Origin of the sequence: Neobacillus sp., assembly GCF_031988165.1 — a bacterium.
GTDB classification, from domain to species: domain Bacteria; phylum Bacillota; class Bacilli; order Bacillales; family Cytobacillaceae; genus Neobacillus; species Neobacillus rhizosphaerae.
In genome coordinates, this window is the sequence record NZ_DALZYO010000024.1 from 1 (window position 1) to 23,425 (window position 23,425).

The 23,425-nt window shown below is 38.3% G+C and carries 25 protein-coding genes, 1 pseudogene and 1 other annotated feature; of the genes and pseudogenes, 21 read left to right on the forward strand and 5 right to left on the reverse strand.

All coding sequences use genetic code 11. The features are described 5' to 3' along the window. The 7 genes and pseudogenes from RTR43_RS15215 to RTR43_RS15245 form a co-directional block, all read left to right on the forward strand. Window positions 1-155 (forward strand): annotated as a pseudogene (locus RTR43_RS15215) (dihydrofolate reductase family protein); the annotation flags it as partial. Between the two features lie 535 nt (window positions 156-690). Next, the gene (locus tag RTR43_RS15220) at window positions 691-1,068 is read left to right on the forward strand and encodes a GntR family transcriptional regulator (RefSeq protein WP_312473086.1); all 378 of its coding nucleotides are present in this window, start codon (window positions 691-693) and stop codon (window positions 1,066-1,068) included. Then, a complete protein-coding gene (locus RTR43_RS15225; protein ID WP_312473087.1) occupies window positions 1,065-1,937 on the forward strand; it encodes an ABC transporter ATP-binding protein in 873 nt (290 codons plus the stop codon). The genes RTR43_RS15220 and RTR43_RS15225 overlap by 4 nt, the downstream gene beginning before the upstream one ends. Then, complete coding sequence (locus RTR43_RS15230; RefSeq protein ID WP_312473088.1) at window positions 1,937-2,539, forward strand: hypothetical protein; 603 nt, start codon at window positions 1,937-1,939, stop codon at window positions 2,537-2,539. Before RTR43_RS15225 ends, RTR43_RS15230 begins: the two co-directional genes overlap by 1 nt. A gap of 363 nt (window positions 2,540-2,902) precedes the next feature. Then, entirely contained in the window at window positions 2,903-3,424 is a 522-nt protein-coding gene (locus RTR43_RS15235; RefSeq protein WP_312473089.1) for a MerR family transcriptional regulator, read from the forward strand. Beyond that, window positions 3,417-3,878: an SRPBCC family protein gene (locus RTR43_RS15240; protein ID WP_312473090.1), complete on the forward strand. Its 462-nt coding sequence runs from the start codon at window positions 3,417-3,419 to the stop codon at window positions 3,876-3,878. The genes RTR43_RS15235 and RTR43_RS15240 overlap by 8 nt, the downstream gene beginning before the upstream one ends. Continuing rightward, window positions 3,875-5,407 carry an MFS transporter gene (locus RTR43_RS15245; protein WP_312473091.1) on the forward strand — a complete coding sequence of 511 codons (1,533 nt, stop codon included), beginning with the start codon at window positions 3,875-3,877 and terminating at the stop codon, window positions 5,405-5,407. The genes RTR43_RS15240 and RTR43_RS15245 overlap by 4 nt, the downstream gene beginning before the upstream one ends. 226 nt (window positions 5,408-5,633) lie before the next feature. Here RTR43_RS15245 and RTR43_RS15250 read toward each other — a convergent pair whose 3' ends face one another. Further along, window positions 5,634-6,122, reverse strand: a complete 489-nt coding sequence (locus RTR43_RS15250; RefSeq protein WP_312473092.1) for a C40 family peptidase — start codon at window positions 6,120-6,122, stop codon at window positions 5,634-5,636. 584 nt (window positions 6,123-6,706) lie between these two features. Here RTR43_RS15250 and RTR43_RS15255 point away from each other — a divergent pair. The 8 genes from RTR43_RS15255 to RTR43_RS15290 all read left to right on the forward strand — a co-directional run bounded on the left by RTR43_RS15255 (window position 6,707) and on the right by RTR43_RS15290 (window position 14,810). Further along, window positions 6,707-7,438 (forward strand): TerC family protein, encoded by a 732-nt coding sequence (locus tag RTR43_RS15255; protein WP_312473093.1) that lies wholly within the window; start codon window positions 6,707-6,709, stop codon window positions 7,436-7,438. Window positions 7,439-7,773: 335 nt separating this feature from the next. Continuing rightward, window positions 7,774-8,613 carry a hypothetical protein gene (locus RTR43_RS15260; RefSeq protein ID WP_312473094.1) on the forward strand — a complete coding sequence of 280 codons (840 nt, stop codon included), beginning with the start codon at window positions 7,774-7,776 and terminating at the stop codon, window positions 8,611-8,613. 231 nt (window positions 8,614-8,844) lie between these two features. After that, on the forward strand, window positions 8,845-9,600 hold the full coding sequence (locus RTR43_RS15265; RefSeq protein ID WP_312473095.1) for a DUF2087 domain-containing protein: 756 nt from the start codon (window positions 8,845-8,847) through the stop codon (window positions 9,598-9,600). Between the two features lie 22 nt (window positions 9,601-9,622). After that, window positions 9,623-9,973 carry a GIY-YIG nuclease family protein gene (locus tag RTR43_RS15270; protein WP_312473096.1) on the forward strand — a complete coding sequence of 117 codons (351 nt, stop codon included), beginning with the start codon at window positions 9,623-9,625 and terminating at the stop codon, window positions 9,971-9,973. A gap of 464 nt (window positions 9,974-10,437) precedes the next feature. Next, window positions 10,438-11,298 carry a proline iminopeptidase-family hydrolase gene (locus tag RTR43_RS15275; RefSeq protein ID WP_312473097.1) on the forward strand — a complete coding sequence of 287 codons (861 nt, stop codon included), beginning with the start codon at window positions 10,438-10,440 and terminating at the stop codon, window positions 11,296-11,298. Between the two features lie 237 nt (window positions 11,299-11,535). Beyond that, on the forward strand, window positions 11,536-12,018 hold the full coding sequence (locus tag RTR43_RS15280; protein WP_312473098.1) for a hypothetical protein: 483 nt from the start codon (window positions 11,536-11,538) through the stop codon (window positions 12,016-12,018). 34 nt (window positions 12,019-12,052) lie between these two features. Then, window positions 12,053-13,297, forward strand: coding sequence for an ATP-binding protein (locus RTR43_RS15285; protein WP_312473099.1), 1,245 nt, complete (start codon window positions 12,053-12,055; stop codon window positions 13,295-13,297). 181 nt (window positions 13,298-13,478) lie between these two features. Further along, entirely contained in the window at window positions 13,479-14,810 is a 1,332-nt protein-coding gene (locus RTR43_RS15290; protein WP_312473100.1) for an MDR family MFS transporter, read from the forward strand. A 62-nt stretch (window positions 14,811-14,872) separates the two neighbouring features. Here RTR43_RS15290 and RTR43_RS15295 read toward each other — a convergent pair whose 3' ends face one another. Both RTR43_RS15295 and RTR43_RS15300 read right to left on the reverse strand, forming a co-directional pair. Next, complete coding sequence (locus tag RTR43_RS15295) at window positions 14,873-15,013, reverse strand: hypothetical protein (protein ID WP_312473101.1); 141 nt, start codon at window positions 15,011-15,013, stop codon at window positions 14,873-14,875. 103 nt (window positions 15,014-15,116) lie between these two features. Continuing rightward, window positions 15,117-16,055: a metal ABC transporter substrate-binding protein gene (locus RTR43_RS15300; protein ID WP_312473102.1), complete on the reverse strand. Its 939-nt coding sequence runs from the start codon at window positions 16,053-16,055 to the stop codon at window positions 15,117-15,119. Window positions 16,056-16,360: 305 nt separating this feature from the next. Between RTR43_RS15300 and RTR43_RS15305 the strand changes: the two genes are divergently transcribed. After that, window positions 16,361-16,825: a GNAT family N-acetyltransferase gene (locus tag RTR43_RS15305; RefSeq protein WP_312473103.1), complete on the forward strand. Its 465-nt coding sequence runs from the start codon at window positions 16,361-16,363 to the stop codon at window positions 16,823-16,825. Between the two features lie 134 nt (window positions 16,826-16,959). Then, a complete protein-coding gene (gene map, locus RTR43_RS15310) occupies window positions 16,960-17,700 on the forward strand; it encodes a type I methionyl aminopeptidase (protein WP_312473104.1) in 741 nt (246 codons plus the stop codon). A gap of 82 nt (window positions 17,701-17,782) precedes the next feature. On the opposite strand, the gene RTR43_RS15315 is transcribed toward map, so the two are convergent. Beyond that, window positions 17,783-18,289 (reverse strand): gamma carbonic anhydrase family protein, encoded by a 507-nt coding sequence (locus tag RTR43_RS15315; protein WP_312473105.1) that lies wholly within the window; start codon window positions 18,287-18,289, stop codon window positions 17,783-17,785. A gap of 172 nt (window positions 18,290-18,461) precedes the next feature. Then, window positions 18,462-18,708 (forward strand) — a binding site (T-box leader). Between the two features lie 99 nt (window positions 18,709-18,807). Between RTR43_RS15315 and ilvA the strand changes: the two genes are divergently transcribed. Both ilvA and RTR43_RS15325 read left to right on the forward strand, forming a co-directional pair. Then, window positions 18,808-20,073, forward strand: a complete 1,266-nt coding sequence (gene ilvA, locus RTR43_RS15320) for a threonine ammonia-lyase IlvA (protein ID WP_312473106.1) — start codon at window positions 18,808-18,810, stop codon at window positions 20,071-20,073. Between the two features lie 285 nt (window positions 20,074-20,358). Beyond that, entirely contained in the window at window positions 20,359-21,078 is a 720-nt protein-coding gene (locus RTR43_RS15325) for a YebC/PmpR family DNA-binding transcriptional regulator (protein WP_312473107.1), read from the forward strand. Window positions 21,079-21,652: 574 nt separating this feature from the next. Here the strand turns inward: RTR43_RS15325 and RTR43_RS15330 are convergent. Next, complete coding sequence (locus tag RTR43_RS15330; RefSeq protein ID WP_312473108.1) at window positions 21,653-22,057, reverse strand: hypothetical protein; 405 nt, start codon at window positions 22,055-22,057, stop codon at window positions 21,653-21,655. 251 nt (window positions 22,058-22,308) lie between these two features. Here RTR43_RS15330 and RTR43_RS15335 point away from each other — a divergent pair, with 251 nt between their 5' ends. Continuing rightward, window positions 22,309-22,701, forward strand: coding sequence for an SET domain-containing protein (locus RTR43_RS15335; protein WP_312473109.1), 393 nt, complete (start codon window positions 22,309-22,311; stop codon window positions 22,699-22,701). A gap of 367 nt (window positions 22,702-23,068) precedes the next feature. Then, window positions 23,069-23,383, forward strand: a complete 315-nt coding sequence (locus RTR43_RS15340; protein ID WP_312473110.1) for a hypothetical protein — start codon at window positions 23,069-23,071, stop codon at window positions 23,381-23,383. Window positions 23,384-23,425: the final 42 nt, after the last annotated feature.

Below are 23,425 nucleotides of genomic sequence, written 5' to 3' on the forward strand. Positions count from 1 at the left end.
TTGATGAATTTAGATTATCTGTTCACCCTGTTATTTTGGGAGAAGGAAAACCGTTATTTATTGATATAAAGCAAAGCTTGAATTTAAAAATGGTTAATACAAGAACGTTCTCCTCTGGCGTTGTGCAACTAATCTATCGTTTGAATAGAAATTAATAATATTTCACATTCCAAAGATAAAATACAATATATATCATTAAAGATGGTATCATTAACACTTCATCCCCGATGGAATTTGGTTGGGTTAATAAAAAACACTCATGACCATACCAACTAAAAGCATTTTATGTGGACAAAAATAGGGACAAAGTGAAAGAACTTCCGAAAATAATCTTCCTTTAATTATCATCTTTTATATAACCACTCAATCCTTCACGGAACTGTAAAGTAAATATGCGGATGTTTAAAAAATTATGATATTCCCTTTTTAATAATCGGGCGCTTTAATTGAGCAAGGATCACAAAGTTATCAAACTTTTTTAAAAAAAGATAATTCAATTGAATGTAGAAAAAGCGTGTTTTGATCAATCTTTTTTCAAAACACGCTTTTTCTATTTGTTCCTTTATCAAGGTTTATTAAGTAAATTTAATCAAACTTATTTTAAATCTACACTTGAAATATTTACCAAGAGGTGTTATACTCTTATATAACACCAGTATACAATAACACTATAAATGAAAGGAGGGCGTCATGAAGTCAGATCTGGATAGTAACCGTCCCATTTATCTGCAAATCAAAGAGGCCATTGAGGAGGATATTCTTAACGGGCGGCTGGCACCTGAAGAACAGATACCCTCAAACAGCCAGCTTGTCAGCCATTACAACATAAATCCCGTCACCGTACTGAAAGGGATTAACCTTCTGGTGGATGAGGGAATAATTTTTAAAAAGCGCGGGCTTGGAATGTATGTGAGCCCCGATGCACCTGAAAAGCTTAAAAGACGATTTTCACAGGCATTTTTCCAGGAACAGGTAGAGCCTCTTACGGCCCTGGCAAAGCCCCTGGGTTTTACCCTTCGGGAGATTCATGAAATGATCGATAGTGCGTGGAAAGGAGAAAAAAAATGATTAATCTTGAAAATGTATCACTTAAATACGGAAATACCCTTGCATTGAATAATATAAGTTTAAACCTTCCCGAGCAGGCAATCTGCGGGCTGATTGGCAGGAACGGTGCAGGAAAGACCTCACTTTTGTCGCTGCTCAGCGCCTACCGCAGACCAACCTCAGGAACAATAACCATATCCGGCGAAAATCCTTATGAAAACAGGAACATAATGCCACAAATCGCCTATATTTATGACAATCAGAATGAAACAGAAAATGCCTTACATGTAAAAGACCTGTTTAAAATAACGGCTGCGCTCCGTCCTAACTGGGATGCCGCCTATGCAGAAAAACTTATAAAGCTGTTTGAAATACCGATGAAGAAAACAATGGGAGCCTTAAGTCACGGTATGCGTTCAGCAGTACATGTGATTATCGGGCTAGCCGGACAGACGCCGATTACCATTTATGACGAAGCATATCTCGGCATGGATGCCGCCGTACGCAAGTTGTTTATTAGCGAACTTTTATCAGACTATACCCAGAGGCCAAAGCTTATTTTGTTTTCAACACATTTTATCAATGAGATGGAGGGGCTTTTCAGCGAAGCTATAATTATTAATAAGGGACAGGTAATTGCCCACGACGACTGTGATACCCTGCGTTCAAAAGGAACAGCCGTAACAGGATTTAGCGAAGCCGTAGACAGCTTCGTTAACGGTCGTGAAAGCTTGTTGCAGCGAACCTTAGGCCGGCAGAAAGAGGCTGTATTGTTCGGGGAATTGTCAGAACAGGACCGTCTTGACGCCGCAAAAGTAGGTCTTGAATTCTCTCAGCCCTCGCTGCAGGATTTATTCATCTACATGACCGAAAAAGGAGGAAAAGAGTAATGATGAAAAAAGCTTTGAAGCTTCTACTATCAACACAGGCTAAGGCCACATGTTGGTTTATAGGCATCTATGCCTTGACAATGGCTATAGTTCTTATAGTATTTTCTTATGTAAAAATCGATGATACTTTATGGATACGGGATTCCATCATATATGCCCCTAAAATATACCTTCTGGTAATGGGAATTGTATATCCACTGGTTGCAACAAAACTATATGTGTCACGGGGCCTGACCAGAAAACAGTTCTTTTGGGCCTATACTGGAGCCATAAGCATTACATCACTGTTTCTGCTCATACCGATTTTAGCTTCAATCATATACTTTGAAAACATTTCACTGTTGTCTGCAATTACACATTATCTGCATATGCCGCTGTTTTTTCTCATAGGCTGGAGTTCTGTGGTGGGTTTTCAACTCCGAAAATGGCACATGGCGATATTTGGGATTTTAGGTGCTGTAGTGATGTTTCATGCCATGACTACTGTACCTGGAATTCTTGCCTTATCGGAACTGGCAGTATTAGGCTCTGAGTTACTGTTATTAGCTGCAGTGTTACTAATTCTGCCGCGCATCATTTCTCAAATTCCGTTGAAAGTCTGAGCGGTCTTGAGTCAGCCATATAATTCAGAATAAAATGAGACGGAAGATGCCACCCGCCTCGTGGAAACGTGCCAAAAAAACGCTAACGTTCGCCGCTTCGCGTTGAACGTTTAGGTGTCTGCCCATACTCATATTGTATGCCGTGGACACCTCTATATTTTCAGGACTTTTGTGTCACTTTTATGGTTACGTCGCCTCTTAAGTCTCAGTTGCTGGTTCTACCGCCTATCAAAGAATAATTGTTAACCATCCATATTCCAAAAAAGAAAAAATTATGAAATAATGATTTATTAGCCTTGACCATTACGCAACGTAATGGTTTATTATGGAAATACCGGTAATAAATGCGCGCGAAACGAGGTGATGATTATTTCTAAGAACAATAACTGGAAAGTTGGAGAACTTGCTAAGTTGACAGGATTAACGATTCGGACTTTGCGTTATTATGACCAAATTGGTTTGTATTCTCCGTCAGACTATTCAAATGGAGGATACAGGCTATATAATGAGTCAGATCTTTCACGATTGCAGCAAATTCTTGCCTTAAAGGAATTAGGATTATCATTAGAGGAAGTCAAATTTGTTTTAGATAATCAGGATTATAATCCAACAGAAGTGATATCTCTTCAAATAAGTCGTTTGAAGGAAAATATCAGTATGCAGCAAAAATTATTAAAAGAACTACAAAATATCTCAAGTCTTATGCAAATAAATAAACCTGTAACGGTTGAAGATTTTACAAAGTTGCTTGGTATGATGAAAAAGAGTCATCAATCCTATTTTATTGGAAGACAAAAGAACGTAGAGCACCATTTAGACAGACTCGGCAATTTTCTTGTCAGATATCCGAATGATTCGGAAAAAGGAGGAACAAATAATGAATAATCGATTTGCTACGCATGATACCTTTGTTGTGGAAAGAGTATATTATACCAATCGTGATCGTGTTTTTGAGGCATGGTCCGACCCAACTATTAAGTCCCAATGGTTTCAGAAGGCCGAAGAATTTGACTTTCGTGTAGGAGGACGGGAGAGTAACCAAGGAGGGCCACCAGGGGGACCTGTTTACAGATTTAACGCACGATATGAAGAAATTGTACCGAATCAACGCATTGTCTATACTTACACCATGGATATGGGTGAAACACGTATCTCTGTATCGGTGGCCACTGTTGAATTTAAACAAGAGGAATCAGAGACTCGGTTGATATTTACTGAACAGGGCGCTTTCCTCGATGGTCATGATTCGCCAGAAGCCCGAGAACATGGTACGAAGATCATGTTGGATAAGCTGGGTGAAGTGTTGAAACACGAGTCTATGACGGAGCAAAATCAATGACAGTGATTCAAAAGAAGGCAGACGCAAAGGATTGGCTTGGTCTTGCTGTCTTGGTCTTTGCCAGTTTGCTTGTGTCCATCGATTTATTTGTACTTGTTCTAGCGCTACCATACCTTAGTATAGACTTAAAGGCTAGCAGCGTTGAACAAATTTGGATCATGGATATATATGGATTCATGCTTGCAGGATTCCTAATTACAATGGGCACACTTGGAGACCGCATCGGCAGGCGCAAGTTGCTATTGATTGGGGCATCGGCATTCGGTTTGGCCTCCGTTCTGTCAGCTTTTTCAATAAATCCTGTGATGTTAATTATGTCTAGAGCTTTGCTCGGAATTGCTGGGGCTACCATTGCTCCTTCCACGTTAGCTCTGATTAGCACCATGTTCTCCGATTCTAAACAACGTGGAATTGCTATTAGTATCTGGATGGCCGGATTCATGGGAGGGGCCGCAATAGGGCCGTTGATTGGAGGCGTTCTACTGGCGAAATATTGGTGGGGGTCGGTATTTTTGCTTGGTGTACCTGCTATGATCGTGTTAGTTTTGCTAGGTCCAGTACTTCTACCTGAATACCGAAATACAAATGCAGGTCGGCTTGACTTATTTAGCGTTTTTCTATCTTTGGCTTCTATTTTACCTTTAATTTATGGTTTCAAGGAGATAGCTAATTATGGGTGGAATCTGTTGAACTTCTTGTTAATCATGGCAGGATTGGGGATCATTGTCGTTTTTGTAAAGCGACAACGTACGTTAACAAACCCATTGCTCGATCTGAGACTATTTTCAGATCGAACCTTAAGCACAGCGGTTGGAGGACAACTGGCGGGGACCATGCTCATGGGTATCATTATGCTGCTTGTCACGCAGTACCTTCAATTAGTTAAAGGGCTTCCTCCCTTACAAACAGCTTTATGGATGCTTCCTGCAGTGAGCTCACAAATGATTAGTTTTCTTGTATCCCCTATAATTGCACAAAAAATTCGTCCTGCCTATCTGATTGGGGGAGGACTTGCGGCTTCTGTAACAGGTCTCTTATTGCTTTCCCAGGTGGAAATGAATACTGGCTTGACTTTATTAGTAGTCGGTTATGCTCTCACCAGCTTTGGCTCAGGTCCATTGATGACCTTATCTCCTAATATGATTATTGGATCAGCGCCACCTGAGAGGGCAGGATCAGCTGGTGGGCTGTCGCAGACTAGCGCCGAATTTGGTTTTGCCTTGGGACTCGCTGTTTTAGGTAGTATCAGTACTGCAGTATATAGAAATCGAATGGCCGACTTAATTCCACAAGAACTACCGAATAGAGCATCACAAATAGCACGGGACAACATCGCAGGAGCAATAGAAGTTGCACAAGATATTCCAAATTCATTAGGCCATTCACTGCTGACCATAGCACGGGAAGCCTTCACAATTGGTATGAATACTGTTGCAGGAGTAAGTGCAGTCCTACTGCTTGTTGTAGCAGTAATCATTGTGACCATGCTTAGACACGTAAATCTAAGCAAAGGATCTACGGATAACTAGAATAGCAGTTAATAAATTAACTAAAGCCTAATTTCTCGAGAAATTAGGCTTTTAAATATATTTGGATTTCCATAACGTTGTTAATCGCGTTTTCCTGACACTACCCCTTAATGAAAATAGTGAAATATGGATGTTGAAAAAAGTAAATGACCGAGAGGAAGGAAGGGTAAATACAAGCGATCATTCTTGACCGCTTGTATTTCGCTTATTTATCTATTTTAATTTTCTACTCTTTGACCACTCTTTTCGCACCGACATAACGATCCTTCCAATATTTTGTGTTTAATGATTGGATCGAAACGCCTTTGCTAACGGTAACGGCAAGAAATTGATTTTTATTTAGGTAGATTCCTACAAATGATACTCCTTTTCCATCCGTGTTAAAGAAAACTAAATCGCCTTCTTTGAGATTTTTCTTTCCTATAGCTTTACCAAGTTTATATTGTTCTTTAGAGGAATGAGGAAGATTCATTTTTGCAGGAGAGTTTTTAAAAACATATTGGGTATAACCAGATGCGTCGAAGCCCTTAGGAGTATTTCCACCCCATTTATAATCTTTCCCTATGAATCGCTCGGCCACGGTAGTTACTTCCTGACCCCAGGACACGGATGCTTCAGCTCTTTGTAAAAATGGTGAAAACAACAATGCAATTGCCAATGCCAAAGTAATAAGACCTGCCAAAAATCCTTTTGATAACCGTAAACTTTGATTCATTTTATTACCCCCTAAAAATGAATTTTATTTTGTAATAACATAATAGTCGTATGGAGGAGAGTATTAGTTTCAGTTATTGGCTTAAATTAAATCGACAATATATTCTTGTTTGATTCGACAAAATCATAGACCAAATGGAAGTGTTTAAGAAATTTTTTGAAGAAATCAAAAAAGAATTAAGCGAAGATTTTTCATCTATCTAAGAGGCATATTAAATAGCAAAAAAAATCATTCTTTGCCCCATTGTTTTTACCAATCCATCATTTGAATTATTAGTTATTGATTGAGAACCTTGATTCAGTTTTAGTGGATGTTTTTTGTTCATATATTCGAGAGCATTACATACATTTAGAATAGGTGATTGAATAAGTAAGCAACTTGTAGTTGGAAATTAAAGGGGACAAGCTGTACTAGTGTAACAGATCAGGAAATTTTTTTAGGTAGATTGTGCACATTGGTTAGATGGTTTTTCTTACTTTGGCTCCGATGTTAATGGATACATCGAAATGAAAATTCACTAGACGTGGAAGAGGAGGTGAGTAAAGAGAAGTTAATAACCAATTGAAGGGAAGAAAGAAGAACCGATGGAATTCCTCCAAGAAATCATAAGAAGCTATAGTACATTTTTTTCACTGGAAACTTTAGAAAATGTTGTGACTAACCCTGCTAACTGGGGAGTGATTGGTACCCTTATTATTCTAGAAGGATTATTATCTGCAGATAATGCTCTCGTTTTGGCTGTTATGGTGAAGCATTTACCAAAGCAACAACGGAAGAAAGCTCTCTTCTATGGAATTATTGGTGCCTATTTTTTTCGGATTTTGGCCATTGGTTTAGGGGTCTCGTTAATCAACATTCCTTGGATTAAAATTGTGTGTGGTCATTATCTTCTTTGGATTGTCTTTCAAAACTTTATTAAGAAAAATGAAGACGAAGATGAAGTGTCATCCAAGAAAATGGGATTTTGGAGAACCGTTTTAACTGTAGAGCTGATGGATATTGCTTTTAGCTTTGATAGTGTCATCGCGGCATTTGGTGTGTCTAATCAAGAATGGGTCTTATTTCTAGGGGGAGTGTTAGGTATTTTAATGATGCGTGGGGTAGCCCAATTATTCCTAACATTAATTGAAAAAGTCCCTGAATTTGAAATAACGGCGTTTGTCCTAATTGCTATTATTGGAGTAAAAATGATTATCTCTGCTTTCGGATTCCGTATGGATGAATTACTATTCTTTAGTATTTTAATTGCTGTATTCTTGGGAACGTTCATTGTTCATTTATTTAAGGGGAATTCTGGTAAGAAAACTCCGATATAGAACTACTACTTCAAATCTTTCATAAACGATCAGACGGCGAAAAAACGACACATAAAATGGCATCAAAAAAGCTTGAGGAAAAATGTCCTCAAGCTTTTTGGTTATATTAGATTCTATTATCCAATTTATATAACCTAACTGTTTAAATTGGAAGTTTTTATCATTGGAGAATATTACTGCTTTAATAAAGGAAATCCGCCGTAATAAAGCGGGGAAATCAATCAAATGCCTTTCTATTTAATAGGTAGAGTCATAAGGAATGAATGTTTTCTGAGAACATGGTATAACATGAAGGAAAGAAAAAGAATTTGCCTGAAAGGAATCCTTTACCTACTATGAATATCCTATTATCTTTTTTACATATCCTGCTTGTAAGCTTGATTGAGTTGTTGTACCTTTTTGGTATTTTGATGGCAGTCGGCTTCATTTTGGGAGTCCTTGAACGATACGCTAGTACTTTCTTAGTCCGAACGTTTGGACCGCGTGCGGTATTAGTAACCGCGTGGATAGGTACTCCCATCCACGAAATCGGCCATCTTATCCAATGTTTTATTTGGGGGCATCGGGTAACAAGGGTAAAGTTGCTACAAGTTAACAGCCCTACTGGTGTGCTTGGGTATGTCGAGCACTCTTATAACAGAAATAGTATGTTTCAGAAGATGGGGAATTTTTTTATCGGAATGGGGCCTATTTTTAGTGGCATCGGGGCGTTGGTCTTAGGAATGTATTTACTGGTGCCCAAATCCTATATAGTTTTTAACGCCTACATTCATCAACATGTTTCTTTAGAAATACTGGATGTGAATGTAGTTAAGATGGCTGGGGGAGCTGTGTTTGCGTTAACCAAAGGTCTCTTTACCGTTGAAAATCTAATCAATCCACTTTTTTGGCTTTTTTTGGTGCTGGCCATCAGTATTTCTTCCCATATTGCCTTAAGCAAAGCGGATATTCAAGGGTCTGCCCGTGGGCTTCTAATGATTTTCTTCGTGCTGGTGTTATTTAACATCGTTTCGGGGGTTCTTCAGTTGGATAGTTATCGGATGATTGTAAAACTCGCCGAATATAATGCCTATATCCTAGCTTTTTCAAGCATTGCGTTATTCTTTTCGCTGATTAATCTTGCGTTAAGTTTTCTTTTTTACCTAATGAAAAAATACATCAACCCGAGGATTTAATTTAACAGAGTGAGTGATTAAAGTGGATAAGAAACGGATGAATGAGCAGCCATATTCAAATAGTGGACCTATTTGAGGGAGCTATACTTCCGGACCCAACATGTTGTAGGATGTTGGGTCTTTTTTATTCATTGACAACATGCAAACTTTAAATTAACATATTTATAAATATACAAACAAATTAAAAATACGTTTGTAAAAGAACAAACGAAAATGGCAGGTGTTTGAAGTATGGAGCTTTCGGAAATATTTTGGAATGCTTCAATTGAAGAACTTAAGCGTGGGTATATGGACAACTCAGATTCGTTTATATGCCTTCTATGCGGCGAGATAATAGAAAAGGGGATTGTTTATCCTAATGACGGGATTCTATACGAAGCTGAACGTTTTATGAGGGTCCATATTAACCATACTCATCATTCGGTTTTTGCCTATTTGCTCGAACTTGATAAGAAATTAACAGGGCTCACGGATCATCAGAATCAGCTTCTTCGTTTGTTTTATCAGGGAAAAAACGATACAGAAGTTCAAGAAGAAATGGGTATTGGCAGTGCCTCGACCATAAGGCATCATCGGTTCTCCTTAAAAGAAAAAGAACGTCAGGCCCGGACTTTTCTAACGATAATGGAATTGTTAAAGGAAAAAGACAAACATGCCCCAGCTTTTGTTTCGATTCCGAAAACAGCTAGGTTGTTGGATGAGCGCTATAATCTTACAAAAGAAGAACAAGAGGAAATTGTGAAGAAATTTTTTCCGGAAGGATTAGAAGGTCGGGTAAAAAAGTTCCCACTGAAAGAAAAGCAAAAACTCGTTGTACTTAGAGAGATTGTTAACCAGCTAGATAGGGAAAGAACGTATGATGAACAGGAAATAAATCAGATTTTGAACTTCTTTTATGATGATTATGTCCTTATAAGAAGATATTTAATAGAGTACGGATTTTTAGACCGAAAACCTGACGGCAGCCAATATTGGGTAAAAAAATAATGAGTGAAAGGTGGTAAATAAAATGGATCGAAAAAAAGAATTAAAGCAGCAGTATAAGGAAACGGCAATTGAAGCAGGAATCTTTCAAATCAAGAATACCAAAAATCAAAAGATTTATATTGGAAGCACCAGGAATTTGAAAACCCTAAATGGAGTTAAGTTCATGCTGGATATGGACGGATACAAGAATAAAGAGTTGCAAAAAGAATGGTTGGAATATGGTAAGGACTCCTTTGAATTTGAGGTGCTGGAAATTCTTAAAAAGAAAGAAACAGCATATTTCAACGAGAAAGAAGAGTTACAAAAGCTAGAAGAAAAGTGGCTAGATCATCTTCAGCCATATGGAGAAAGTGGCTATCATTCCCGAAAATAAAAGAAAGTTGCTGATCTTTACTATAAGAATCGATATATTACCTTCATATTCGCTTTTTGTGTGAAGTGTTAAAAAAAGGGAGGTTGCCATGCGGAGGAGAATCATTGTCGCTGGTTATGGGACTGTACCGTACCGGCGGTGCTTCCAATACGGTAGGGGCTGCTGCAGCTAGTTAAAAGATGTCATTAATCTTTATCGAACATAAGAACGATCATCCAGATTTGATTCAAGCTGGATGATTTTTTTAGTTAGAATACTTTGATTTCTTTCGATTTTATGGTCATTAAGTTTTGGCACTATACGATTGGTTTCCAACAAAGGAAAGAATGGAAGAAAGTATTTCATTAATTCCAAAAAAACTGTATATTAAATGAAGATTAAGTCCAAACCAAAAGGATTGAACTACCGATTGAATGCATTTCAATATCACTTGGACAAAAAATTTACATAAGGGAGAAATCATTATGCATGTGGATGGCTACATCGAGGTAACCGGGGGTAAGGTTTGGTATCAAAAATTTGATAACGGGACAGGGGAGACTCCTGTTATTATTTTGCACGGAGGACCGGGTTCGTCCGGTTATTCTCTACAAGGACTGAAGGAGCTTGCAGCGGAGCGCCCGGTTATCCTTTATGATCAGTTAGGGTGTGGGAAGTCGGAAAGGCCAACCGATAAATCGTTGTGGCGGATTGAGCGGTTTGTGGAGGAATTAGCTCAGGTAAGACAAGCACTGAACCTTGATGAAGTACATATTCTCGGCCATTCATGGGGGACAACGCTTGCGGCTGCCTATTGCTTAACAAGGCCAAGCGGGGTGAAAAGTGTTATTTTTTCAAGCCCATGCCTTAGCGCTCCTTTATGGGAACAAGACCAAAAACGCAATCTGCAAAAGCTACCCATCGAAATTCAAGAAACCATTCAAAGATGTGAAGAAAATGGTACAACCGATTCTGCGGAATTTACAGAGGCGATTGAGGTATTTAACAAACATTTCGTTTGTCGAATTCCAAAACCAGAACACTTGAGACAAGGGGCACAATTTAGAAATCCTGAAATTTACAATATTATGTGGGGTCCTTCGGAATTCATTGTGAAGGGTAATCTGAAGACTTTTGATTGTACCTCACGGTTAAAGGAAATCACTTGTCCAACTCTCTATACATGTGGGCGTTTTGATGAGGCTACTCCGGAAACAACCGAGTATTACAGCAATCAGACCCCTAATTCGCAATTACATGTGTTTGAGAATAGTGCCCATATGCCTTATTTAGAAGAAGAGGAAGAGTATTTGCGGGTAATTGGTAGCTTTTTAAGAGAAAATTGATTCCTAGCAATCTGGAAATAAAATTCGTACTCATTCGAGACTTAATAAGAAATAATCCACCCCTAGCGGTGGATTATTTCTTATTTAGTTGGATGGCACCGATAGGAAAAATTCCTAATTAAGGTTAGCAGCAAGGGTGATGCATTGGAAAGCAGCAAGGATTAGGCAGCGGCGGTGGACAACATGGGTTAAACATCGGTGGTGGACAACATGGGTTAAACATCGGTGGCGGACAACATGGGTCATGCATCAGCGGCGGACAACATGGGTCATGCATCAGCGGCGGACAACATGGGTCATGCATCAGCGGTGGACAACATGGGTCATGCATCAGCGGTGGACAACATGGGTCATGCATTGGATAACAACAATCATGATAAGCTGGGTAACAAGTTTGTTGCGGATAAACCTGTGGAGCTATATAGGGTATATTTGGTAAAACATTTGTTGGCATTGTTGGCTGGGTGGGCATTATATTCGCACTTACCATCGGTTGGTTGGGCATTAGATTTGAACTTACAAAGTGCTTTTTTTCCACAAATATCTCTCCTCGTCAATTTTTTAATACGAGATAGTGTATGTGTCTATAGGAATGTGTGTATAGACATTTCCCCATTCCTCCTCCACAATACCTCTATTCTATGCTTTCATCATTTATTTTCCATAAATTACAGAAAAATAGAAATGAGTGAAGGGAAATATAGGAACATGTCGAATTAATAAAAGTAACTATTCCTAATATGAGGACAAAGAAATGAAAAAATCAGGACAAATTATTCTTCTGGTCATTTCCATCCTATTTACTTCCTACCAGCTCTATTTTCATAAAAAGCCATTTTTTACGGTAGACTTTTTTATTTTTTCACTTATTGCTTGGGCGGTGGGATGGCAATTTGATAAGGCTCGCTACTATGAAAAAAAAGCACGTGCTAGTGAAGAAAGCTATAAGAAATTGATAGATTCATTGCCTGAGCCGGTTTATATCTCCGAGGAACATAAGATTATTTTTGCGAATAATGCAGCTGTTTTCATGGTTGGAGCTACCCAAAAAGATGAAGTAATCGGTAAATCTATTTTTGATTTTATTGTTCCTGAGTATGAAAATCGCTTATTGGAACGATTTAAGCAGATAAAGAAAGCAAAACAGCCGATAAACACGATTGAATACAAAGCCAAGCGTTTGGATGGAACATTGTGTTTCTATGAGGTTTCTTCTTTGTTTATCGTTTTTGGTGGAAAAGAGGCCATACTTTCCATCGGGAAGGATATAACGGAAAGAAGAGAACAAACGGAACGGCTGCTGCAAAAGTCTGAAAAACTGGCATTGTTGGGTCAAATGGCTGCAGGTATTGCCCATGAAATCCGTAATCCGCTAACTTCTATTAAAGGATTTATTCAGTTATTCAAGTCTAACCAGCTCCAGGATGAATATTATGATATTGTTCTGTCTGAGCTTGAAAGGATAAACGACATTGTTGGTGAATTCCTAGTTCTTGCCAAACCGACGGCTGCTGTGTTTGTAGAACAAGATGTAAAGGTATTAATAAAAGATGTAGTAACGTTAATTAATACCCAATCTATATTGAACAATGTACAGATTTTCGTCGAATATGAAAGTGATTTACCAATGATAAGCTGCGAAGAAAATCAGCTAAAACAGGTTTTTCTAAACCTTCTTAAGAATGCGATTGAGGCTATGCCGGGCGGAGGAAATATAGAGGTTAAGGTAATGGCAAAGCGAGAAGGGAATGTTTCTATTCAAATTGTCGATCAGGGCGTGGGGATTCCGAAAGAACGTATTCACACACTTGGGGAGCCATTCTATACCACGAAGGAAAAGGGGACGGGTCTCGGTCTTATGACCTGCTTTAAAATTATCGAAAGTCATAACGGTGAGTTAACCATTCACAGTAAGGAAAAGGAAGGAACCACCGTAGAAATTATGCTGCCAACGATTACTCAGAAGTTATTGAGTAAGGAATTGAGCTTTAAACATTAAAAAAAAATAATAATTGAGGACTCTAACGCATTGTTGGGGTCTTTTGTTGTTGGGGCTTACTTAAGATTTCATAAATAGTTAAATATATTTTGAGAAATTTTGTTATAATGGTTGAAGTGTAAAAAAATTTATGTAAAAAAGAGGAAATAATCATCTTGTTTTATCTACTTAGGAGGTTTCTATGGGGAAAAATAAATTTGTATTTTGGGGGCTTGTGATTACAACCCTCATTTCGGCACTGGATGCCAATATTATGCAAACGGCGAGTCCAACAATTGTAAAACAACTTGGAGGAATGGAGCTATTTGCCTGGATTTTTGTTGTCTATATGTTAGCAAGTACGGTGACGGTCCCGCTTTATGGGAAACTATCTGATATGTATGGACGAAAAAGGCTATTAATAATATCTGTTGGAATTTTCACTGTTGGCTCGATCCTTTGTGGAATGGCGAACTCAATGGTTATGCTCGTTATTTACAGGGGCGTTCAAGGGTTGGGAGCAGGTGGCATGGTTCCGCTCTCGATGATCATCGTAGGTGACTTGTTTACGATTGAAAAGCGCGGCAGGATCCAAGCAGTATTTAGCAGTATTTGGGCCCTATCTTCGATTGTCGGTCCTGTATTGGGCTCGTTTTTTGTAGAAGCATTGACATGGAGATGGATTTTCTTTATCAATATTCCGATTGGCATTGCCACTGTGCTTTGCTTGCTTCCATATAAGGAACAAATTGAATTTAAAAAGACTCATATCGATTTTAAAGGTTTCTTCTTATTCGGAGCTTCCATTACGCTCTTATTGTTAGCAACGAACATGAGTAATTCCATTTGGTACGTTATCATTGGTTTTATTGGTTTGATTGTATTTGCATTAGTGGAAAGGAAAGAAGCACATCCATTCCTTCCAGTAGCGCTGTTTAAAAATAAAGGTATTCTGATGACCAACCTTTTCATGTTAGTTTATTGCCTGTCCTTTTTCGGAACGTCGAATTTTATTCCGTTGTTTCTTCAGGAAGGCGCTCATATGAGTATTTATAAAAGCGGCTTGATTCTCTTAAGTATTGCCGTGGGGTGGATGTTTGGCAGTACTCCTGCAGGAAATTGGATTCTCCGTTTTGGTTATAAACCTTTGTTTATCACTGGAAGCTTAATTACAGCTATTTCCGGACTGGCATTATTTATATTCATAAAGGATCTATCCTATACTAATTTGTTTATCATTTTGACTATACAGGGATTTTCCTTTGGTTTATTATTTGCGGTTGGAACGATTGCTTCTCAAGAATTTGCTGATTCTTCCATCAAAGGGGTGTCGACTTCACTGCAAATGTTCTTGAGAAATATTGGAACCTCTATCGGTGTTACGGTAATGGGACTGATTCTTAACCATGCAGCGAACATTGTCATCGGGATGCAAAACGTGTTTCTTTACGCACTATGTTTGAGTCTCGTTACCGTAGTGTTGAGTTTCCTCATCCCGGCTAAAACGGGGGCTTTGAGTGAAAGTCCATCCTAGATCATAAATCAGAAAACAGACCGGACGAGTGTTCGGTCTGTTTTATTTGGTGCCTGACACCGTTACATATACTCACCGAACCTTTTATCTTTCTTTCGTTTTCCAGCCATCGGCTTTCTTGCGACTAAGAATAATGAAAAAATAAAGGAAATGCTTAAGAGCGATAATAGGATCCAAATAAAGATTTCAAGTGCATCCAACATAATAACCCCCTAATTTTAGGTTATTAAATAGCTTTATGCTCTGAAGTCCTTATTTATTCGTATAACCTGAATCCATTCGAAGGTTCAAGTGAAATATAAAGTGTTAATCTAATAGTGATTTTTTTAACGACTCTAGATTTTTTTTCATCACATCTATATAGTTCATCCCTTTTTGTTGCTCTTCTTTCGTTAAGCCCTCCAATGGATTTAAGACTTCTGTTTTTGCTCCAATTTCATTGGCTAATGTCTGAGCCACTTTAGACGAAGTAAGTCCTTCAAAATAAATAATCTTTACATTTTTCTTCTTTGTTAAATCCGTTAATTCTTTCAATTTTCCAAGAGATGGTTCAACGTCAGGGGATAGTCCAGCAATCGCAATTTGCGTTAAGCCATATTGTTTCGCCAAATAGCCAAATGCAGCGTGTTGTGTAACAAATTCCTTGTTCTTTGCCTGAACAACGGTTGCTTTGTATAAGCGATCTAATTCAGAAAGTTGAGACTTAAAAGCTTCGGCATTCTTTTGATACAATTCCTTATTTTTGGGGTCTCTCTTTTCTAATGCTTGAGCAATAGTATCAACTTCTTGCCCTGCCAATACAGGAGACAGCCAGACATGAGGATCTTTAGAAGCGCTTTGTTCGGAATGATGGTCTTGCTCTTCCGAGTCTGAATTTATCAATTCTATCCCTTTGGAAGCCTCAATAACCTTTAAGTTTGATTGATTAATACTTTTTAGTACTTTTTCCGCCCATGTTTCAAAGTACCGACTGTTATAGATAAATAGATCTGCGTCTTGGATTTTAGCCAAATCCTTTGCAGTTGGATCCCAGTCGTGGGGTTCAACACCATTTGGGATTAATAATTCAACGTTTGCAGCGCTGCCAGCCACTTGTTGGGTAAAATAATAAATTGGATAGAAGGTGGTTACGATATGTAGTTTTTTTGTTTTTTCATTCGCATTTTCTCCTTTAGTCTGAACAGCATTGGAGCAGCCGCTTAAGATTAATACAAAAATTATCAATGGAAAAAAAAGTCTTTTCAATTGTCTACATCCCTTTCTTTCATTTTTATAAATTAGAATAGTTACGATTTAGTGTAGATATTTATTGGTAAAGTAAAAGATTGATAGATTCTTTAAATCGTAATTGTTACGTTTTGTATCTTATAATGATTCTTTACTTTTGTCAATCCCCATGAATGTTCCATTTATTTTTTTGGTGATTCCTTTTATTATCTTAGGGATATACTTGCAGCATGTTTTGACCCTTTTAAACGGAAATATTTTGTTGTTATTTCAAGTACTGTGAAATTGCATATACTGGTTGAAATGTAGTCAGAGGTGAGGAAATGGATTTTAAATTTTCAAAGACAAAAATGACCGAAGCAGAAGCGTTGTTAAAAATCCAAAAGGAAGCATTTCAATCTGATTTGAAAAAGTATCGGGATTATGATACTAGCCCAGCTGCCGAATCCTTGGATTTTTTCAAGTATAAAATCAACCATTCCTTTCATTACACCATATTTGTTGATGGTAAAATAGCTGGTGGTGCCTGCATAGTGAAAATATCGGATACCCATTATCGATTGTTTCGGATTTTTCTAAGTCCAGGCTGTCAAAATAGGGGTTTAGGGAGCACAATTGTTTCAACCATCGAAAAGAAATTTCCACAAGTAAAGAATTGGAGTCTTGACACGCCAAAGGATAATGCTCGAAATCGTCATTTTTATGAAAAATTTGGTTATAAAAAAACCAGGGAATATGTCATTAATGATCGATTAACTCTTATTGAATATGAAAAGAAGATTTATTAAAAAGTGATACCCTTCAATAGAGAACAACGTTTATAGGGGAAGATGCATTAGCCCTCCATTAATTTTGGCTATTATTAAAAATAAAAGTACAATATAATAATGGATGTAAATAATTTAATGAGTGGGGAAAAACGATGATTGCAAAAACAGAAGCAGATTTTAATGGTTTAAAGGAAATTGGCAGGATTGTTGCCTCTATAAGGGATGAGTTGGTTCAAAGGGCGATACCTGGCGTAACGACTAAAGAACTTGATACACTTGCTGGAGAGCTTTTTGAAAAGGCTGGGGCCGTTTCAGCTCCTATGGGTGAATACGATTTTCCAGGGTACACTTGCATTAGTGTGAATGAAGAAGTGGCCCATGGAATTCCGGGAGACCGGGTTATCCAGGAAGGGGATTTAGTAAATATTGATGTTTCAGGGTCCAAGAATGGCTATTTCGCAGATACAGGGATCTCTATCGTTGTCGGTGAAGGAGATGAATTGTTAACCAAAATATGCGAAGTTGCTAAATTGGCCTTTGAAGAAGGGCTTAAGAAATGCAAGCCGGGTTCTAAGAAAAGCGGGATCGGAAAAGTCGTATACCAAACGGCAAAGCAGCATGGATTAACAGTAATCAAGAACCTAACAGGGCATGGGATTGGCCGTTCCATCCATGAATCACCTGATTATGTATATAATTATTTTGAGCCATGGGATGATGAATTGCTTAAGGAGGGTATGGTTATCGCTTTTGAACCATTTATCTCAACACTTGAAGAGGAAGTAATTCAATTGGATGACGAATGGACCTATGCTACTGAAAAAAGCTTTGTCGCCCAGTATGAACATACTATGATTCTCACTAAAGAAGGCCCGATTATTGTGACACTATAAATACTGGATGAATTCTTTGGAAAAAGAGGTGCTTCGTTCAGCATCTCTTTTTCCTGTTATATAGATGGTTTTAGGTGTGCTGTTATTTTAGCAATTCTTTAAATTCTCGTCCTTTTTGGACATAATGATCACTGGACATTTGCAGCATTTGTAAGTCTTTTTCGGTCAATTCACGCACGACTTTCCCCGGTGAACCAAGAACGAGAGAGCGGGGCGGGATTTTGATTCCTCCGGCAAGCAGAGTATTTGCCCCAATGATACATTCCATACCAACTTCTACATTGTCTAAAAGTGTTGATCCCATACCAATAATGGATCTCCTGCCAATTTTACAACCATGTAAAATGACATTATGACCGACTGTCACATCATCTTCTATGATACATGCTTCAAACATATGTATCGTGGTATTATCCTGAATACTGCATCTTTCCCCAATAACAATTGGTCCATCATCGGCCCGCAAAACCGCATTAAACCAGACTGACGAATCCTTCCCGATTTTAACATCACCAATGATATAAGCACCTGGGGCCACAAATACTGATTCATGGATGGAGGGGGAAATGCCATTGTAAGGAATAATCATTTCTTTCACTCCTTCTAAATTTCCGAATTATTACTCTATTTAAAGTGATTATAACACAAATGGTGTCAGGCACCATTTGATGAAAGCGCTTTATAATTTACAAAATAGTTAAAATAATCAAAAAATATTGACGACTAACTTTTCTCGTGTTACCCTTATTTTTATAATTTAAGATGAATCGATGACGAGAAGAGTAGGGTATGTCCGTGTACCAAAGAGAGTCGACGTTGGTGGGAGTCGATGGCAGGAATATCTGAAGATCAGCTCCGAGATGCTTAGCCGAGAGTAAAGGTAAGCTAGGCCGGTAAAGTCCGCCGTTAAAATGGAACGCGTACAATTTATTTGTGCGTCGATCGAGAGCCGCAGCGAATTATTTGTTGCGGAAGTAGGGTGGTATCGCGAGTTAACTCGTCCCTATACACTGGGGCGGGTTTTTTGTCGTTTAAAAAGGACATTGCTATAATTTATTCGTTTTTTCAATCAACTGGAACTACAAAAACTGGGAGGGAAAAAGGAAAATGAATCAAAAAGTCGAAAAAAAACCATTTAATGTGGAGAATATTATCATTGCCAGTCATATGATTAAGGATGTAATTTCGCCAACTCCCCTGCAATATAATCATTTATTGTCCGAACGATATGGCTGCCATGTCTATTTAAAGCGAGAGGACATGCAAAGCGTTCGTTCGTTTAAAATTCGCGGGGCCTATAACCGAATCAAAAAACTTAGTTCAGAAGAGCTAGAAAACGGTATTATTTGTGCAAGTGCCGGTAATCATGCCCAAGGGGTGGCCTATTCTTGCCAGCTGTTAAATATTAATGGAAAAATCTTCATGCCAAGTACCACTCCAAAGCAAAAGGTAAATCAGGTCAAATTTTGGGGTAAAGACAGTGTCGAGATTGTCTTAGTAGGCGACACCTTTGACGATGCTTATGAAAATGCTATGGTTTGTAGCCAGGCCGAAAACCGTACATTTATTCACCCTTTTGATGATTTTGATGTGATTGCCGGACAAGGGACAGTAGCCGTGGAGCTGCTCTCTGATTGTCCTGAAAGAATTGATTATCTGTTTGCGGCAATTGGCGGTGGCGGCCTCCTCGCTGGGGTCGGAACTTACTTAAGACACTTTTCTCCGCAAACGCTATTAATTGGTGTCGAGCCTGAAGGGGCAGCAGGGATGAAGGAATCGATTTTAAAAGGAGAAGTAACTTCGCTTGAAAAAATTGATCCATTTGTTGATGGTGCCGCCGTAAAAACAGTCGGCTCAAAGACCTTTAGCATCTGTAAGGAAATCGTTGACGATATTATTGTTGTACCAGAAGGTAAGGTGTGCACCACGCTTTTATCGCTATACAATGAAAATGCCATAGTTGTTGAGCCGACGGGAGCCCTCTCCGTTGCTGCTTTGGATACATATGCAGATGAAATTAAGGGCAAAACAATCGTTTGTATCGTAAGCGGCGGTAATAATGATATTGGCAGAATGCAGGAAATTAAAGAGCGTTCCAAGCTTTATGAAGGACTACAGCATTATTTTATTGTTCAATTCCCACAGCGGCCTGGGGCCCTACGTGAATTTTTATTTGACGTCCTAGGTCCAAATGATGATATTAGTCATTTCGAATATACGAAAAAAAATAATCGAGAAACAGGACCAGCATTAGTTGGTATCGAACTGAAGGATAAAGAGGACTACTTTTCATTAATTGATCGGATTAAGACGAAAGGCTTCATATATAGGGAGGTAAATAAGGATAGCACCTTGTTTCAGATGCTAGTGTAATAAAATAAAGTCTAAATGGACGGCGATATGAAGGATTTCGTCCTCCTATCCTTGTCGATTTGTCCTTTTTGTTTCTAACTCTAGAATTTCTTGTCCTTTTTGAATTATTACACACTTAACAAATGATGCAATTAAGGTATAATATTATCTGTGAAAGTTTGCAACGTCTTCAACAATAGAATTATGCAACGAACTCCTGATTGTTATTTTGAAAAAGTATTGAAATGGAAGCTTTTTTCATTATAATTATTTTGTGTAGATTCAAAGCGGAAAGAGAGTGTTCATATGGGACGTAAATGGAACAATATTAAGGAAAAGAAAGCTTCAAAGGATGCAAATACAAGTCGTATCTATGCAAAATTTGGTGTTGAAATTTATGTAGCCGCTAAGCAGGGTGAACCAAATCCTGAATCAAATCAGGCTCTAAGATTCGTTCTAGAGCGGGCAAAAACGTACAATGTACCAAGACACATTATTGACCGGGCGATCGAAAAAGCCAAGGGTGGTTCAGAAGAGAGCTATACTGAACTTCGTTATGAAGGCTTCGGTCCCAATGGATCCATGGTTATTGTTGACGCACTGACGAACAACGTGAATCGTACTGCCTCTGATGTACGAGCTGCCTTTGGCAAAAACGGCGGGAACATGGGTGTGAGTGGTTCCGTTGCTTATATGTTTGATGCAACGGCGGTTATCGGTGTGGAAGGGAAAACAGCCGATGAGGTGCTTGAACTATTAATGGAAGCAGATGTGGACGTACGCGACATTTTAGAGGAGGAAGATTCAGTTATCGTTTATGCTGAGCCTGACCAGTTCCATGCCGTGCAGGAAGCATTTAGGAATGCGGGTGTTACTGAATTTACCGTTGCTGAATTAACGATGCTTGCGCAAAATGAAATCACACTTCCAGAAGATGCACTAGCAAAATTTGAAAGAATGATTGATGTCATCGAAGATCTTGATGATGTGCAGCAAGTGTACCACAATGTCGATTTAGGTGAATAATCATCTTGGAAAGCAGACCTTTGATTCATCAAAAAGGGTCTGCTTTTTGTAAAAAATAAGATTGTACAAAAATTTGAACTTTGAAATTTGTCTAGCACCTGCGTTCACAGTTAGGGGATATCAAGCAACTCCCTAGGATAAGTTATCCTCAAATCACTCTCCGCATTTTCAATAATCAATCCAAGCTCTCCAGTCCATACGAGGTGTAAATCAAGCTGCCGCTGTTATTTCGTAACTGTTTTGTGGGTTAAACAATAGATCATATAAATAAAACAAAAATAATAGTATTATTGAGGAATTGTTTTTTAAGTAATTATCAATAGAACAGAGAAAGTCCTAATTTTAATGAGATTATATCTTTGGAGGTTTTTTAGAAGCAATATGAAAGAGCTAGATTAATTGGCGCTCGTGGTTATCACTTATATATCACTTTGCTAGCTTTTTGATAGCTAGCGATATCTTTATCATTTTTTTATAATGGAATAGGTTTCTAATTAAAAAGCAAAACGCTTGGGGTCAATATCCCAAGCGTTTTATTGAACAATTTAGTGGCTACAGGAACATTGATTACCATTTATCTTGGCGTTAACGGTTTTACCAAAATTGCGGGTGAGTAAGTCGTAATGATGCATCCTTCCAGATGATTGGGATTTAATAATCCGAGATTAAGAGCAGATTTAATTTTTACATCATCCGGCTTTTTAACTACTTGAATTAGGTCATTCATCTGTAACTCTTCTAATCTTTTAATCGTTTCGTCATCATTATATTTTTCTGATTTTCGAATTTGTCTTTGGAGCTTGTAGCCGCTGATCGTAATTTCCCCTTTCTGTTCAGAACCAACCAAGTTATTAAAATAAGTTTGAAAAACATCCTTTAATTGATTCATCTCAACTTCAATTTCCTTTTTCTTCTTATTCAGTTCGTAATACTTGACCAACATTTCACCTGTAATGAAGGACTCATTATTTTTTATCAAAATCCTCGCCTCCTTACGAACGTATATTCCATTTTATGTTGGTTAATCTAAAATAGTACATTTTTTATCCGTAATAAGGATATAATAATTTGTTGTTTTTGTTGTTTATTTTAAAATCCGCAAATTACCATAATTTACAAATTCGTGTCAGGCACCATGAATTTTAAAAAAAAATTTGCTTTCTTCCTTATTTACTGGCAATCTTAAGAAGATAAAAAATCTTCTAATGAAAGAATTTATAGGTGATTAACATGATTGAGGTAAAGACTTCGAAATTGAGTGATGGAGAGTTAAATAGAGGGGTATTTGCAACTCGTGATATTGCAAAAGGTGAGCTAATTCATGAGGCTCCTGTTATTCCTTATCCCAATCGGGAACATGTTCATATTGAGAAAACATTACTAGCTGATTATGCTTTTGAGTATGGCCAAAACCATACAGCGTTCCTCTTAGGCTATGGAATGTTGTTTAATCATTCCTATCAGCCCAATGCTATTTATGAAATTAACTTTCCGAACCACACGTTTGACTTCTTTGCTTATAAGGATATTAAAGCAGGGGAAGAGATTCTAATCAACTATAATGGAGAAGTCGATGACGAAGAACCACTATGGTTCAATAAAGATAAAATGGAGAACGAATAATTCTTTAATATCAATCCATATGAAAAAATATAGGGTAGACGGAAGCTGTAGTTGCGGCTTCCATCTATCCTTTTTTATGTTTTCTGAGTAACGATGCATTAATATTTAACAAGATAATCTGCTCCTCTGTACAGTGATTCTTACGACGAGATTGATTCATGAATGATTGAGGAACCTTAACATTTAATCGAGAAAAAAACATATAGTCGGTACCAGGATTGCTCAACAAGGTTGTAGGACAATGTGAACATTCAATTCCATACCTGAAGCCACCCAATTTGTTTCGTAAAAACAGGACATCTGCCTATGCCTTTTCGTAGTTTCAACATAGTCTAGACTGTAACCTAAATAAAGGAGAGATGCTTGAATGAATGATATGAGACAATTAATGGGTGGCTATGGTGGCATGGGAGGATACCCAGGAATGGGTGGCTACGGAGGAATGGGTGGCTATGGTGGTATGGGAGGATACCCAGGAATGGGTGGCTATGGTGGCATGGGAGGATACCCAGGAATGGGTGGCTATGGTGGCATGGGAGGATACCCGGGAATGGGTGGCTATGGTGGTATGGGAGGATACCTAGGACATGGCTGGCACGGGGGCTGGCATGGAGGATGTCACGGAGGCTGGCACGGATATCACGGTCATGGAGGAATGGGCGGTTTTCCAGGCCAGTATTGATGGAGGCTTTAAGTTTCCTCAGTTACAATAAATAATATTCTA

Excerpts from the sequence above, each read along its gene's own strand:
- RTR43_RS15220 (WP_312473086.1), top strand. The coding sequence starts at position 691 with ATGAAGTCAGATCTGGATAGTAACCGTCCCATTTATCTGCAAATCAAA.
- RTR43_RS15225 (WP_312473087.1), top strand. The coding sequence starts at position 1,065 with ATGATTAATCTTGAAAATGTATCACTTAAATACGGAAATACCCTTGCA.
- RTR43_RS15230 (WP_312473088.1), top strand. The coding sequence starts at position 1,937 with ATGATGAAAAAAGCTTTGAAGCTTCTACTATCAACACAGGCTAAGGCC.
- RTR43_RS15235 (WP_312473089.1), top strand. The coding sequence starts at position 2,903 with ATGATTATTTCTAAGAACAATAACTGGAAAGTTGGAGAACTTGCTAAG.
- RTR43_RS15240 (WP_312473090.1), top strand. The coding sequence starts at position 3,417 with ATGAATAATCGATTTGCTACGCATGATACCTTTGTTGTGGAAAGAGTA.
- RTR43_RS15245 (WP_312473091.1), top strand. The coding sequence starts at position 3,875 with ATGACAGTGATTCAAAAGAAGGCAGACGCAAAGGATTGGCTTGGTCTT.
- RTR43_RS15250 (WP_312473092.1), bottom strand. The coding sequence starts at position 6,122 with ATGAATCAAAGTTTACGGTTATCAAAAGGATTTTTGGCAGGTCTTATT.
- RTR43_RS15255 (WP_312473093.1), top strand. The coding sequence starts at position 6,707 with ATGGAATTCCTCCAAGAAATCATAAGAAGCTATAGTACATTTTTTTCA.
- RTR43_RS15260 (WP_312473094.1), top strand. The coding sequence starts at position 7,774 with ATGAATATCCTATTATCTTTTTTACATATCCTGCTTGTAAGCTTGATT.
- RTR43_RS15265 (WP_312473095.1), top strand. The coding sequence starts at position 8,845 with ATGGAGCTTTCGGAAATATTTTGGAATGCTTCAATTGAAGAACTTAAG.
- RTR43_RS15270 (WP_312473096.1), top strand. The coding sequence starts at position 9,623 with ATGGATCGAAAAAAAGAATTAAAGCAGCAGTATAAGGAAACGGCAATT.
- RTR43_RS15275 (WP_312473097.1), top strand. The coding sequence starts at position 10,438 with ATGCATGTGGATGGCTACATCGAGGTAACCGGGGGTAAGGTTTGGTAT.
- RTR43_RS15280 (WP_312473098.1), top strand. The coding sequence starts at position 11,536 with ATGGGTCATGCATCAGCGGCGGACAACATGGGTCATGCATCAGCGGCG.
- RTR43_RS15285 (WP_312473099.1), top strand. The coding sequence starts at position 12,053 with ATGAAAAAATCAGGACAAATTATTCTTCTGGTCATTTCCATCCTATTT.
- RTR43_RS15290 (WP_312473100.1), top strand. The coding sequence starts at position 13,479 with ATGGGGAAAAATAAATTTGTATTTTGGGGGCTTGTGATTACAACCCTC.
- RTR43_RS15295 (WP_312473101.1), bottom strand. The coding sequence starts at position 15,013 with ATGTTGGATGCACTTGAAATCTTTATTTGGATCCTATTATCGCTCTTA.
- RTR43_RS15305 (WP_312473103.1), top strand. The coding sequence starts at position 16,361 with ATGGATTTTAAATTTTCAAAGACAAAAATGACCGAAGCAGAAGCGTTG.
- map (WP_312473104.1), top strand. The coding sequence starts at position 16,960 with ATGATTGCAAAAACAGAAGCAGATTTTAATGGTTTAAAGGAAATTGGC.
- RTR43_RS15315 (WP_312473105.1), bottom strand. The coding sequence starts at position 18,289 with ATGATTATTCCTTACAATGGCATTTCCCCCTCCATCCATGAATCAGTA.
- ilvA (WP_312473106.1), top strand. The coding sequence starts at position 18,808 with ATGAATCAAAAAGTCGAAAAAAAACCATTTAATGTGGAGAATATTATC.
- RTR43_RS15325 (WP_312473107.1), top strand. The coding sequence starts at position 20,359 with ATGGGACGTAAATGGAACAATATTAAGGAAAAGAAAGCTTCAAAGGAT.
- RTR43_RS15335 (WP_312473109.1), top strand. The coding sequence starts at position 22,309 with ATGATTGAGGTAAAGACTTCGAAATTGAGTGATGGAGAGTTAAATAGA.
- RTR43_RS15340 (WP_312473110.1), top strand. The coding sequence starts at position 23,069 with ATGAATGATATGAGACAATTAATGGGTGGCTATGGTGGCATGGGAGGA.